At 71.8% G+C, this 12,254-nt stretch carries 12 protein-coding genes; 4 read left to right on the top strand and 8 right to left on the bottom strand.

Annotated features, from left to right (window positions below):
- Positions 1 to 25 precede the first annotated feature (25 nt).
- From prcB to arc, 5 genes are all read right to left on the bottom strand, one after another.
- Positions 26 to 865: a proteasome subunit beta gene (gene prcB, locus O7606_RS06920; protein WP_281598237.1), complete on the bottom strand. Its 840-nt coding sequence runs from the start codon at positions 863 to 865 to the stop codon at positions 26 to 28.
- Positions 784 to 1,470 carry an endonuclease VII domain-containing protein gene (locus O7606_RS06925; protein ID WP_281598238.1) on the bottom strand — a complete coding sequence of 229 codons (687 nt, stop codon included), beginning with the start codon at positions 1,468 to 1,470 and terminating at the stop codon, positions 784 to 786. The genes prcB and O7606_RS06925 overlap by 82 nt, the downstream gene beginning before the upstream one ends.
- A gap of 21 nt (positions 1,471 to 1,491) precedes the next feature.
- A complete protein-coding gene (locus O7606_RS06930; RefSeq protein ID WP_281598239.1) occupies positions 1,492 to 1,707 on the bottom strand; it encodes a ubiquitin-like protein Pup in 216 nt (71 codons plus the stop codon).
- A 93-nt stretch (positions 1,708 to 1,800) separates the two neighbouring features.
- Entirely contained in the window at positions 1,801 to 3,318 is a 1,518-nt protein-coding gene (gene dop, locus O7606_RS06935; RefSeq protein WP_348651136.1) for a depupylase/deamidase Dop, read from the bottom strand.
- 176 nt (positions 3,319 to 3,494) lie between these two features.
- Positions 3,495 to 5,276, bottom strand: a complete 1,782-nt coding sequence (gene arc, locus O7606_RS06940) for a proteasome ATPase (RefSeq protein ID WP_281598240.1) — start codon at positions 5,274 to 5,276, stop codon at positions 3,495 to 3,497.
- A 168-nt stretch (positions 5,277 to 5,444) separates the two neighbouring features.
- Between arc and O7606_RS06945 the strand changes: the two genes are divergently transcribed.
- On the top strand, positions 5,445 to 5,735 hold the full coding sequence (locus O7606_RS06945; RefSeq protein WP_281598241.1) for a ferredoxin: 291 nt from the start codon (positions 5,445 to 5,447) through the stop codon (positions 5,733 to 5,735).
- Positions 5,736 to 6,250: 515 nt separating this feature from the next.
- Here the strand turns inward: O7606_RS06945 and O7606_RS06950 are convergent.
- The 3 genes from O7606_RS06950 to O7606_RS06960 all read right to left on the bottom strand — a co-directional run bounded on the left by O7606_RS06950 (position 6,251) and on the right by O7606_RS06960 (position 8,998).
- Positions 6,251 to 6,823 (bottom strand): hypothetical protein, encoded by a 573-nt coding sequence (locus O7606_RS06950; RefSeq protein ID WP_281598242.1) that lies wholly within the window; start codon positions 6,821 to 6,823, stop codon positions 6,251 to 6,253.
- Positions 6,824 to 6,866: 43 nt separating this feature from the next.
- Positions 6,867 to 7,835, bottom strand: coding sequence for a tRNA (adenine-N1)-methyltransferase (locus O7606_RS06955; RefSeq protein ID WP_281599527.1), 969 nt, complete (start codon positions 7,833 to 7,835; stop codon positions 6,867 to 6,869).
- A gap of 71 nt (positions 7,836 to 7,906) precedes the next feature.
- Entirely contained in the window at positions 7,907 to 8,998 is a 1,092-nt protein-coding gene (locus O7606_RS06960) for a site-2 protease family protein (RefSeq protein WP_281599529.1), read from the bottom strand.
- A gap of 209 nt (positions 8,999 to 9,207) precedes the next feature.
- Between O7606_RS06960 and O7606_RS06965 the strand changes: the two genes are divergently transcribed.
- The 3 genes from O7606_RS06965 to O7606_RS06975 all read left to right on the top strand — a co-directional run bounded on the left by O7606_RS06965 (position 9,208) and on the right by O7606_RS06975 (position 12,202).
- Entirely contained in the window at positions 9,208 to 10,155 is a 948-nt protein-coding gene (locus O7606_RS06965) for a PD-(D/E)XK nuclease family protein (protein WP_281598243.1), read from the top strand.
- 152 nt (positions 10,156 to 10,307) lie between these two features.
- A complete protein-coding gene (locus tag O7606_RS06970) occupies positions 10,308 to 11,525 on the top strand; it encodes a sensor histidine kinase (RefSeq protein ID WP_281598244.1) in 1,218 nt (405 codons plus the stop codon).
- Positions 11,522 to 12,202 (top strand): response regulator transcription factor, encoded by a 681-nt coding sequence (locus O7606_RS06975; RefSeq protein ID WP_281598245.1) that lies wholly within the window; start codon positions 11,522 to 11,524, stop codon positions 12,200 to 12,202. The genes O7606_RS06970 and O7606_RS06975 overlap by 4 nt, the downstream gene beginning before the upstream one ends.
- Positions 12,203 to 12,254 lie beyond the last annotated feature (52 nt).

The raw sequence follows: 12,254 nt of genomic DNA on the forward strand, positions 1-12,254 counted from the left end.
TGGTTGCTGGTGACGGGGAGCGGGGTCAGCCGCCCGGATTCTCCATCCGGCCCTGGACCACGCGCTCGGCGAGCGCGGCGGTCTCCTCGGCGGTGAGCCGGTGCGTCCCCTCCGCCGTCGCGGTCATCACCACCGGGTAGATCCGCCGGGTGAGGTCCGGGCCGCCGGTGGCGGTGTCGTCGTCGGCGGCGTCGTAGAGCGCCTCGACGGCCAACCGGGTCGCCTCGTCGACGGAGAGCCCGGCGCGGTACCGCTTCTTCATCGCCGACCGGGCGAAGATCGAGCCCGAGCCGATCGCCTCGTAGCCGGTCTCCTCGTACGGGCCGCCGGTGACGTCGAAGCTGAAGATCCGCCCAGCCGTGGCCGGGTCCGGCGCGGCCAGGTCGAAGCCGGCGAACAGCGGGATCACGGCCAGGCCCTGCATGGCCGCGCCAAGGTTGCCCCGGATCATCGCGGCCAGCCGGTTGGCCTTGCCGTCCAGCGAGAGCATCGCGCCCTCGATCTTCTCGTAGTGCTCCAGCTCCACCTGGAACAGTCGCATCAGCTCGATGCCGATGCCGGCGGTGCCGGCGATGCCGACCAGCGAGTACGCGTCGGCGGGGTGCACCTTCTCGATGTCCCGCTGGGCGATCAGATTGCCCATGGTGGCCCGCCGGTCGCCGGCCATCACCACGCCACCCGCGGCCGAGATGGCGACGATGGTCGTCGCGTGCGGCGCGAGGTCGGCGGCCATGCCGGGCGGCAACGGCCGCCGGCCGGGCATCAGCTCCGGAGCCACCCGACTCAGGAACTGGGTGAAGGAGGACGTCCCCGCGTTGGTGAACTCAGCTGGTAGACGCCCGGATGGATCAAAACCCGCTGCCACGTGGTTCCTCTCAGGTACGTGATCGCCCCGGCCAGCCGCGACTGATCGTCACGGAACTGTCCAAGACCACCGTTGCAGTTGAAGCAGAGTATCCCGCGCACCCACCCGGTGCGATGATCGTGGTCCACATGTTGCGGCCCGGGGGCGCGGCAGATCGCGCACACGCCGCCCTGCTCGGCCAGGAGCTCGTCGAACTCCCGCTGACCGATCCCGTACCGCCGCCGCAGGTGATATTCCGGGCTACCGCCGTAGAGCCGCTCCCTGACCTCACGGGTCCTGGTGTTGTGACACGGCTTGCAGTACGTCGCGTATCCCGAACTGTCGGAGCGGTTACGAGGAAAATCCGTCAACGGCTTGACGATGCCACAGTCAGCGCAGAACCTGTGCCCCTCAGGAAGGACACGCCGGGTCGCCACCTCCCGACCGTGCTTCTCCTTCGCCCGTTTCGCATAGCTGGCCTTCGAGCGTTGGTTGAAGCACGGTTTGCAGTAGCTACCACGCCCGCTGGGACGCTTGCTGCTGGCGCAGAAGTCATCCAGCGGCTTCCATTCCCCGCAGTCACGACAGCGGCGTCGGCCGTTCCGATCATCCAAAGACAATCCCATGTCCGATTTAGTCCGGAATAATCACTGACCTCCTTTTTGTACGTAACCCCGCACAAATTCTTCGGCGTTCTCTTCCAGGACGGAGTCGATCTCGTCGAGCAGGTCGTCGACGTCCTCGGTGATCTCGGCGTGCCGCTCGGCGACCTCCGGGTTCGCCTCGGTGGTGACGTCCTCGACCTCCTCGCCCTGCCGGGCCTTGCCCGACTGGGACTGACCGCCGCTGTCACGGGTAGCCATGGGGTGCCTCCTCCACGATCGCCTGCCAGAAACTTACCTCGCGGGAGCGACGAAAACCGGCCACGTGACCCGCTTTCGCCGAAGGCGGACGACTCAGCCGCCGGTCAACGTCTCCAGCAGGTCCTTCGCGCTCTCGCACCTGTCGAACAACGCGCCGACGTGTCGCCGGGTCCCCCGCTCGGGCTCCATCATCGGCACCCGCACCAGCGACTCACGCCCGACGTCGAAGATGACCGAGTCCCAGCTCGCCGCGACCACCTCCGAGGGAAAATCGGCCAGACAGCGGCCCCGGAAGTAGGCCCGGGTGTCCTCCGGCGGCTCCGTCATCGCCGTCCGGGTCTGCTCGTCGGTCAGCAGCGTCTTCATCGACCCCCGCGACACCAGCCGGTGGTAGAGGCCCTTCTCCGGCCGGACGTCGGAGTACTGGAGGTCGACGAGTTGGAGCTTGTGCGAGCCCCAACCGAGCTTCTCCCGCTCCCGGTAGCCCTCCAGCAGCCGCAGCTTGGCCACCCAGTCCAACTCGTCGGCGCAGAGCATCACGTCGCGGCCCAGCCGGTCCAGCACGTCCTCCCAGCGGTCCAGCACGTCGAGGGTCTGCTCGTCGGCGTCGGCGCCGTACCGGTCCTCCACGAACGACCGGACCCGCTCGTAGTACGCCCACTGCACGTCCAGGGCGGTCAGCCGCCGGCCGTCCCGCAGTCGCATCCGGTGGGTCAGCGACGGGTCGTGGCTGACCGTGCGCAACTCGCCCACCGGGTCGGCGATGCCCAGGTCCGGGCCGAGCGCCTTCTCCTCGATCATGGTCAGGATCAGGGCGGTGGTGCCCACCTTGAGGTACGTGGAGATCTCCGACAGGTTGGCGTCACCGATGATCACGTGGAGGCGGCGGTACTTGTCGGCGTCGGCGTGCGGCTCGTCGCGGGTGTTGATGATGGGCCGCTTGAGCGTCGTCTCCAGCCCCACCTCGACCTCGAAGAAGTCGGCCCGCTGGGAGATCTGGAACCCGCTCTGGCCGCCGTCCTGGCCGATGCCGACCCGCCCGGCGCCGCAGACGATCTGCCGGGTCACGAAGAACGGCGTGAGGTACGCCACGATGTCGGCGAACGGCGTCTGCCGGCGCATCAGATAGTTCTCGTGCGCGCCGTAGCTGGCGCCCTTGTTGTCGGTGTTGTTCTTGTAGAGGTGGATCGGGTGGGTGCCCGGGATGGTGGCCGCCCGGCGGGCCGCCTCGGCCATCACCCGCTCCCCCGCCTTGTCCCAACGGACCACGTCACGCGGATTGGTCACCTCGGGGGTGGAGTACTCCGGGTGGGCGTGGTCGACGTACAACCGCGCGCCGTTGGTGAGTATGACGTTGGCCAGGCCCAGGTCCTCGTCGGCGAGCGCCTCGGCCGGGTCGTACGCGGCCCCGGAGTAGGTGAACCCCCGGGCGTCGCGCAGCGGTGACTCCTCCTCGTAGTCCCAGCGCGCCCGGCCACCCCGGTTGAGCTCCGGCCGCGCGCCGTAGGCGTTGACCACCTGCGACGAGGTGACCATCGGGTTGGCTCCGGCCTGGCCGGGCACGGAGATCCCGTACTCGACCTCGGTGCCCATGATCCGTCGTACGCTCATCGACCTGCCCGCTCCGCTCGCCCAACGTGCTCCGGTGTCACGTCGAGCGTAGTCGTCGTCACGGAAGAAATGGGCATGGCGGACGCCCGGTACGGCGAAACCGGCCCCGCCCGGGCGCAGGCCGGAACGACCGGAAGCCCGTGGCGTGTCACGCCACGGGCTTCCGGTCGTCGGTGCTAGAGGTACTGGCCGGTGTTGCTGGCGGTCTCGATGGACCGACCGGCCTCCGTGCCCTTGCCGCCGGAGACGAGGGTGCGGATGTAGACGATCCGCTCGCCCTTCTTGCCGGAGATCCGGGCCCAGTCGTCGGGGTTGGTGGTGTTGGGCAGGTCCTCGTTCTCGCGGAACTCGTCGACGCAGGCGTCGAGGAGGTGCTGGAGCCGCAGCCCCTTGCGCCCGGAGGTGAGGAACTCCTTGATGGCCATCTTCTTGCCCCGGTCGACGATGTTCTGGATCATCGCGCCGGAGTTGAAGTCCTTGAAGTAGAGGACTTCCTTGTCGCCGTTGGCGTAGGTGACCTCGAGGAAGCGGTTCTCCTCGGTCTCCGAGTACATCCGCAGCACGACCGCGTCGATCATCGCCGCGACGGTGGCCTGGGGGTCGCCGCCGTGCTCGGCCAGGTCGTCGGCGTGCAGCGGCAGGCCGGCGAGGATGTACTTGGAGAAGATGTCCTTGGCCGCCTCGGCGTCCGGACGCTCGATCTTGATCTTCACGTCGAGCCGGCCGGGTCGCAGGATGGCCGGGTCGATCATGTCCTCCCGGTTGGAGGCGCCGATCACGATGACGTTCTCCAGCCCCTCCACGCCGTCGATCTCGCTGAGGAGCTGCGGGACGATGGTGTTCTCCACGTCCGAGGAGACACCCGAGCCACGGGTCCGGAAGATCGAGTCCATCTCGTCGAAGAACACGATCACCGGAGTGCCCTCGCTGGCCTTCTCCCGCGCCCGCTGGAAGATCAGCCGGATGTGCCGCTCGGTCTCGCCGACGTACTTGTTGAGCAGCTCGGGGCCCTTGATGTTGAGGAAGAAGCTGGTGTGCTTCTCCTTGCCCTCCCGCTCGGCGATCTTCTTGGCCAGCGAGTTGGCCACCGCCTTGGCGATCAGCGTCTTGCCGCAGCCCGGCGGACCGTACAGCAGGATGCCCTTCGGCGGCCGGAGCTGGTGCTCACGGAACAGGTCGGCGTGCAGGAACGGCAGCTCGACCGCGTCACGGATCTGCTCGATCTGCGACTGGAGACCACCGATGTCGGTGTAGCCGACGTCGGGCACCTCCTCCAGGACCAGCTCCTCGACCTCGCTCTTCGGGATCCGCTCGTACGCGTACGCCGAGCGGGGCTCGATCATGAGCGAGTCGCCGGCCCGGATCGCCGAGCCGATCAGGGTCTCCGCGAGGTGCACGATGCGTTCCTCGTCGGAGTGCGAGACCACCAGCGCCCGGTCACCCGGCTCACCGGCGGGGCCCGCCAGCACCTCCTTGAGCATCACCACCTCGCCGACCCGCTCGTAACCGAACGCGTCGACGATGTTCAACGCGTCGTTGAGCAGGACCTCCTGGCCGCGCTGGAGCGCGCTGGCGTCCAGCGAGGGGGAGACGGCCACCCGGAGCTTGCGGCCCCCGGTGAAGATGTCGACCGTGCCGTCGTCGTGCCGGGCCAGGAAGACGCCGTAACCGCTTGGCGGCTGTGCCAGGCGGTCGATCTCCTCCTTGAGCGTCACGATCTGCGCACGAGCCTCTTTGAGGGTGCTCACGAGCCGTTCGTTGTTCTCGGTCAGCCGCGCCAACTGTGCCTGGGTGGCCGCCAGGCGCTCTTCGAGCTGCCGGACGTGTCGGGGGCTCTCGGTCAACTTGCGCCGCACCAGAGCGAGTTCCTCTTGGAGAAACGCGACCTGCGTGGAGAGATCGTGGGCCTCCTTCTCCCACCGTGCGGCGCGCGAATCCGCGTCGTCGCTGCGTGCCACGTCCCACCTCCCCGGGGGGCTTGAACGTTCTGCCCTAACACTAGCCGCTATGAGCCCGATTCGGTCCCACGCAACGCCCTGAACCTTGATCGCCGGGACGGCGACCGGGTCGTCCGGTCCCTTCGGGTACCGTCGGGGGGCAGGTACGGGAGAAGGTGGGGTGCACCGGTGACGGAGGTCATGACGGACCAGTTGCAGGTCTGGGTGGATCAGGATCTCTGCACGGGCGACGGGCTCTGCGTGCAGTACGCGCCGGAGGTCTTCGAGTTCGACGTCGACGGCCTCGCGTACGTCAAGGGCGACGACGGCGAGCTGCGGCAGGATCCGGGCGCCCGGGTGGCCGTCCCCGCCCACCTGCGGCTCGAGGTGATCGACTCGGCGAAGGAGTGCCCCGGCGAGTGCATCCACGTCGTCCGCGGTGACGGCGTCGAGGTGGCCGGCCCGGACGCCGAGGACTGAGCCCGGCCGGTCTCACCGGCCGCCCGAGACGATCTCGCGGACCTGTCCCGGTCGGTCGCGCGCCTGCGTCCCGGTCGGTTTCGCGGGCTCACCCGCCGGGCAGGGTGTGCGTCCGGCGCGCTGTCGAGCTGCCCCGGATGTGCGCCCACGAGGCGGCGACCGACCATGCGGCTGCCAGACGGCCGGCGGTCGAAGGGGCAGCGACCCCCAGTGGCGCCTGACAACGACCGGCAGTGGCTGACGAAAAGCGGCAGCGGCCGGGCTGACGACACCGACGGCGTCCGGCCGGGCTGACGACAACCGGCGGGTCCGACCGGTGCGGGCCGACCAGGCAGAGGCCGACCGGTGAGAGCGACCAGGCGGGGGCGGAACCGGGATCAGCGTCGCGATGTGGGCGCACGGACGGGGCAGCTCGACAGCGTCGGCCCGGCACCCAGCGCTCCCGACGCGCCCGCTCGACGGCTCCGCGCAGAGGCTCGGAACGAATGCTGGGAACAGCGGCGCAGCGTGCGGGCTCACGTCACCGGGCGGCCGACCACCGACGCGACGAGTCGGGCGAACTCCTCCAGTCGGGCGACCTGCCCCGCGCCGCCGTCGTCCAGGGTCTTGCCGAAGCGCAGCGCGTCGTGCCGTGGCGCGCCGGCCGCATCGTCGCCGGCCGGGGCCTCGTCCAGCGAGGTCAACAGCAGGTAGACGTCGATGCTGTCGACCCGGATCCCACCGTTGTCGGCCCGGTTCAGACGACGACGGCAGCCGACCTCGGTGACCGTCGACACCGGCACCACCCGCAGCGACGAGGTCATCGAACCCGGTGGACCCTCCCCCGGCGGCACGTCCTCGCCGTGCCAGAGGACGAGCCGGTGGCCGTCGCAGACCACGACCTCCTGCCACACCCCGTTGACCTCGTTGACGAAACGTTCCAGGGTGAACCCGAGCACGGACGCGCCGCCCAGCACCCCGCCCAACGCCTCCAGCGCCACGTCCGGGTCACGCAGGTAGGCGCGGGCGGCCGACTCCAGATCCCGGTACGGCGACCAGTCCGGGAAGACCGCGGGCAGGTCGTCTCCGCCGATCTCCGGTCGGCTCATGCCACCGCCTCCCCCCGCTCGACGTGGTCGTCCGACGCGACGGTCACCGGGCGCCCGCCTCCGCCGCGCCGGCCCCGGTCACCCCGTCGGGTCCGGTCACCCCGTCGGGTCCGGTCACCCCGTCGGCCGCCCGTCGCGCCGACTCGGCTTCGCGCAGCAGTTGACGCCGCTGCGCGTACGCCTCGGTGCCCTTGCTGGGTTTGCGCCGCCGGGGCGGCGCGGTGACGCCGGGGGCGAGCTTGCGGGCGGAGACCAGGAACGCGGTGTGCGCGATCATCCGGTGGTCGGGGCGGACGGCCAGGCCCTCGGCGTGCCAGTCCCGCACCAGCGACTCCCAGGCGCGGGGCTCGGTCCAGCCGCCGCGTTCACGCAGCGCCTCGACCAGCTCGGAGAGCTGCGGGGTGGTGGCGACGTACCCGATGAGCACCCCGCCGGGCGCCAGCGCCCGCTCGACCATGTCGAGCATCTCCCAGGGAGCCAGCATGTCCAGGATGATCCGGTCGAAACCGGTCTCCGGGCAGTCGGCGACGTCGCCGACGCGCAGCCGCCAGGCCGGGTGCGGGCCGGCGAAGAACGCCTCGACGTTGCGCCGGGCGATCTGGGCGAAATCGTCGCGGACCTCGTAGGAGTGCAGCTCGCCCGCGACGCCGACGGCCCGCAGCAGGGAGCAGCTCAGCGCGCCGGAGCCGGCGCCGGCCTCCAGGACCTTCGCGCCGGGGAAGATGTCACCCATCGCCACGATCTGGGCGGCGTCCTTCGGGTAGATCACCTGTGCGCCGCGCGGCATCGACAGCACGTAGTCGGAGAGCAGCGGACGCAGCGCGAGGAAGGCCGTGCCGCCCCCGGAGGTGGTCACCACGCTGCCGTCGGGCAGGCCGATGAGCGCGTCGTGGTCGAGGATGCCCCGGTGGGTGTGGAACGCCTTGCCCGGCTCCAGGGTGACCGTGTGCATCCGCCCCTTGGGATCGGTGAGCTGGACCCGGTCGCCGGGGCGGAACGGCCCCCGGCGCACGGGCGGCGACGCCGGTGGCTCGGCGGTCGGCTGGACGCCGTTCTCGGCCGGGAGGGCGGTGGGGTGTGCGGTCACGTGTTCATCTTCCGTTTGGGTTCCAGGAGCTGCGCCAGATCCGCGATGTGCAGAACGCCGACCACATCTTCGCCTGACGTCACGACGTACTGTGCGCCCGGGTGGGTCTGCACCGCGTCGACCACCTGTTCCCCGTCCAGACCGACCGGCAGCACCGGCAGCGTGGCCAGCGGGCGGGCCACCTCGTCCACGGCGAGCCAGGGTCGCCGGGCGACCGGCACGGCGGCGACCCGGGCCGGGTCGACCACGGCGACCGGACGGCCGGCGGCGTCGGTGACGGCCAGCGTCGGCTCCGGTGGGCCGTGCCCGGCCCGGCGGCGGTCCGCCTCGGCCAGCGGGGTGCCGCTGGGCACCCCGAACAGCGGGCGGGCCAGCCGGGACAGGTCGACCAGCGGGAAGCGGCGGCTCATCCGGGCGACCCGGATCGACCGGCCGGCGCCCCGCCAGAGGGTGACCGCGACCAGCAGCAGCACCGGCAGGGCCAGCGGCAGCAGTACCTCTTGCAGGGTGAGCAGGACGACGGCGACCGCGGTGCCGAGCGCGACCGCCCGGCCCACCCAGCCGGCGATCTCGGTGGCCAGGTGCCGGTCCCGGGTGACCGCCCAGATCGCGGCCCGCAGCGCCCGACCGCCGTCCAGCGGCAGGCCGGGCAGGACGTTGAAGACGGCCACGACGACGTTGCTCACCGCCAGTTGGAAGGCGAGCTGGTGCGGCAGCGTCCGGTCGGGCAGGGCGAGGGTGGCGGCCACGGCGGCGGCCCCGAGCGCCGCCGACACCGCCGGGCCGGCCAACGAGATCACCAGGTCGGCGCGGGGGGTGGGGGCGTCGCGTTCCAACTCGGTATACCCGCCGAGCAGCTCCAGGGTGATCCCCCGCACACCGATGCGGTAGCGGCGGGCGGTCAGCGCGTGCCCGAGCTCGTGCAGCAGCACCGAGCCGAGCAGGGACACCACGAAGCCGAGGCCGACGAGGAGGCCGGCCACCGGGGACAGGTCGAGCTGCCGACGGGCGAACACCGCGTACAGGACGGCGACCAGCAGGGCGACGACGACCATCGACGGGTTCAGGCGCAGCGGCACCCCGAACACCCGGCCGACGCCGAGTCCGGTGCGCCGGGCCGGGCGGGAGGACGCTGACGGGTGCTGCTCCACCGCGACGATGCTACGGACCGGTACGGCGCGGCCGACGGACCAGCCCGACCGGGGTGGCCGATCGCCGGGGTGGCGTCGGGCCGCCGCGCCCCGCCCACGGTGCGGCGGTGGCGTCGGTGTCACACCGGTGACCTAACCTTCGGGGCATGACGGCGGAACCGGTGACGACCCAGCAGGAAACGGCCGCGACGCGGACGCCGGCGACGGTCCAGCCGCCGGTGGGAGCGGGGGCGCCGCCGACGGTGCGGGCGTCGCTGTCACCGTCCCGGGCGGCCGACTTCAAGACCTGCCCGCTGCTCTACCGCTTCCGCAGCATCGACCGGTTGCCGGAGCGGCCCAGCGTGGAGCAGGCCCGGGGCACTCTGGTGCACGCCGTGCTGGAGCGGCTGTTCGATCTGCCGGCCGTCGGCCGGACCCCGGCGGCGGCCGGTGACCTGGTCGCCCCGCAGTGGGATCGGCTGGTCACCGAGCAGCCCGAGCTGGCCGGTCTGTTCGCCGACGACGACCCGGCCGCCCGGGCGGAGTTCCTCCGCTCCGCCGCCGGCCTGCTGGAGGGCTACTTCACCGTCGAGGATCCACGGCGGCTGGAGCCGGCCGAGCGTGAGGCGTTGATCTCCGCGGTGGTCGACGAGGAGCTGCTGATCCGGGGTTACCTCGACCGGCTCGACGTGGCCCCCGACGGGGCGCTGCGGGTGGTCGACTACAAGACCGGTGGCGCGCCGCGCGAGGCGTTCGAGGCCCGCGCGCTGTTCCAGCTCAAGTTCTACGCGCTGGTGCTGTGGCGGACCCGGGGGGTGGTGCCGCGGGTGCTGCGGCTGCTCTACCTGCGCGACGCGGAGGTCTGCGACTACACCCCCGACGCCGAGGAGCTGGCCCGGTTCGAGCGGACGGTGGTGGCGCTGTGGCGGGCCATCGAGCAGGCCACCGAGCGGCGTGACTTCCGCCCCCGGCCGAGCCGGTTGTGCGACTGGTGCAGCCACCAGGCGCGCTGCCCGACGTTCGGCGGCACTCCCCCGCCGTTCCCGGAGGCGGGCGTCGGCGACCCGCTGCGCGACGCCAGGTCCCGGCCCGCTCCGCCCGGCGCCGACGAGTGACCTGCCGGCCCGGCCGGCCGGTCGCGTGCCTGCGCGGCGACCGCCGTCGGGGACGGCAGCGGCCGGGGACGACGCCGTCTCCTCCGCAGGGATGAGCCGAGGTTCACCGCCGGCGACGACCGGCGCGCCGGTACGCCGGTTAGCGTCGTGATGTGATCGAGGCACCAGCCTGGCTACGTCACCGGCCGCTCGCCGCCGACATTCTCGTCGCGGTCGGGCTGCTCCTGGTGGACGTGCTGTTCACCCTGGTCACGCCCCGGGAGTTCTGGCCCCGGCAACTGCCGGTGGCGATCGGGTGGAGCGTGCTGTGCGTCGCGCCGGTGGCGGTGCGCCGGGTCGTGCCGTGGTGGGCGGTCGGCGCGGCGTTGGCGACCCTGGCGCTGCCGGCGGTGCTCAACTACGCCCCCACCACGCAGAGCCTCACCTTCGTGGCGCTCACGTACACCATGGCGGCGGCCCGCCCGTTACGGCCGGCGATCGTCGCGACGGTCGTGCTCTGGACGCCGGTGCTGGTGCTCAACCTGGTGGCCCCGCTCGGCAGCGTGCTGGAGGTCCCCCCGCTGGCCGCGGTGCTCAACAACCTGCTGGTCGCCCTGGTGTCGTTCTCGGTGGGTCGGACGGTGCAGGCCCGTCGCGCCTCCACCGAGGCGCTGCGGGAGCGGGCCCGGGTGGCCGAGACGAACCAGCGGTCCCTGGCCGAGCAGGCGGTCGCCGACGAGCGCCGCCGCATCGCCCGGGAGCTGCACGACGTGGTGGCGCACCACGTCAGCGTGATGGGGGTGCTGGCCACCGGGGCCCGACGGGTGCTGCGGCGGGATCCGGACGCCGCCGACGAGGCGATCGGCACCATCGAGGACACCAGCCGGGCGACCCTGCGGGAGATGCGCCGGCTGCTGGACGTGCTGCGTACCGACGAGCCGGCCGCCGAGCTGGCCCCGCAGCCGGGGCTGGCCGGCATCGAGACGCTCGTCGACCAGGTGCGGGAGGCGGGTCTGCCGGTGACGTTGACCGTGCAGGGCAACCCCGGCGTGCTGGAGGACGGGGTGACGTTGACGGTCTACCGGATCGTGCAGGAGGCGCTGACCAACGCGCTCAAGCACGCCGGTCCGGCGACCGCGCAGGTCAAGCTCACGTTCGGCGAGGTGTGGCTGGTGGTGGAGGTGACCGACACGGGTCGCGGGCCCGGTCGGGAACCCGACCGGATCGGACACGGTCTGGTCGGGATGCGGGAGCGGGTCGGCCTCTACGGTGGGGTCCTGCGCACCGGTCCCCGCCCCGGCGGGGGCTACCAGGTGTGCGCGACGCTTCCGATGGACCAGCTCGCCGCCGACGACGGCCCGGGCGCCCGGCACGGCAGGAGGACAGCTTGACCGAGGACACGGGACGGCCGGTGCGGGTGCTGCTCGCCGACGACCAGCCGCTGCTGCGTACCGGCTTCCGGATGGTGCTCGGCGCGGAGGACGACCTGGACATCGTCGCGGAGGCCGCCGACGGCGTCGAGGCGGTCGACCTGGCCCGGCGGTTGCTGCCCGACGTGGTGCTGATGGACATCCGGATGCCCCGGATGGACGGGGTGGCCGCCACCCGGGCCATCGTCGACGCGCGGCTGCCGGTGCGGGTGCTGATCCTGACCACCTTCGACCTCGACGAGTACGTGGTGGGCGCGCTGCGGGCCGGGGCCAGCGGTTTCCTCGCCAAGGACGTGCCCGCCGAGGACCTGGTCACCGCGATCCGCACGGTCGCGGTGGGTGAGGCGGTGGTGGCCCCGCGGATCCTGCGGCGACTGCTGGACCGTTTCGCGGACCTGCTGCCCGACCCGTCGCACACGCCGTCGAGGACGCTGGCGTCGTTGACCGAGCGGGAACGCGAGGTGCTGGTGCAGGTCGCCCGGGGCCTGTCCAACGCGGAGATCGCCCGGGCGTTGTCGGTGAGCGAGACGACCATCAAGACCCACGTCGGGCACGTGCTGACCAAGCTGGGGCTGCGTGACCGGGTGCAGGCGGTGGTGTTGGCGTACGAGTCGGGGCTGGTCCGTCCCCGGGGTTGAGCGGGGGTTCGCGCGGACCGGTTTGCCGAGGCCACGTAGCGTGACGGGCGGG

This window comes from Micromonospora sp. WMMD882 (genome assembly GCF_027497255.1).
Taxonomy (GTDB): Bacteria; Actinomycetota; Actinomycetes; order Mycobacteriales; family Micromonosporaceae; genus Micromonospora.

What these genes read in the sequence shown, in the direction of transcription:
- O7606_RS06965 (WP_281598243.1), top strand. Translation starts at nt 9,208, where the DNA reads ATGACGGCGGAACCGGTGACGACCCAGCAGGAAACGGCCGCGACGCGG.
- O7606_RS06925 (WP_281598238.1), bottom strand. Translation starts at nt 1,470, where the DNA reads ATGGGATTGTCTTTGGATGATCGGAACGGCCGACGCCGCTGTCGTGAC.
- O7606_RS06930 (WP_281598239.1), bottom strand. Translation starts at nt 1,707, where the DNA reads ATGGCTACCCGTGACAGCGGCGGTCAGTCCCAGTCGGGCAAGGCCCGG.
- O7606_RS06950 (WP_281598242.1), bottom strand. Translation starts at nt 6,823, where the DNA reads ATGAGCCGACCGGAGATCGGCGGAGACGACCTGCCCGCGGTCTTCCCG.
- dop (WP_348651136.1), bottom strand. Translation starts at nt 3,318, where the DNA reads ATGAGCGTACGACGGATCATGGGCACCGAGGTCGAGTACGGGATCTCC.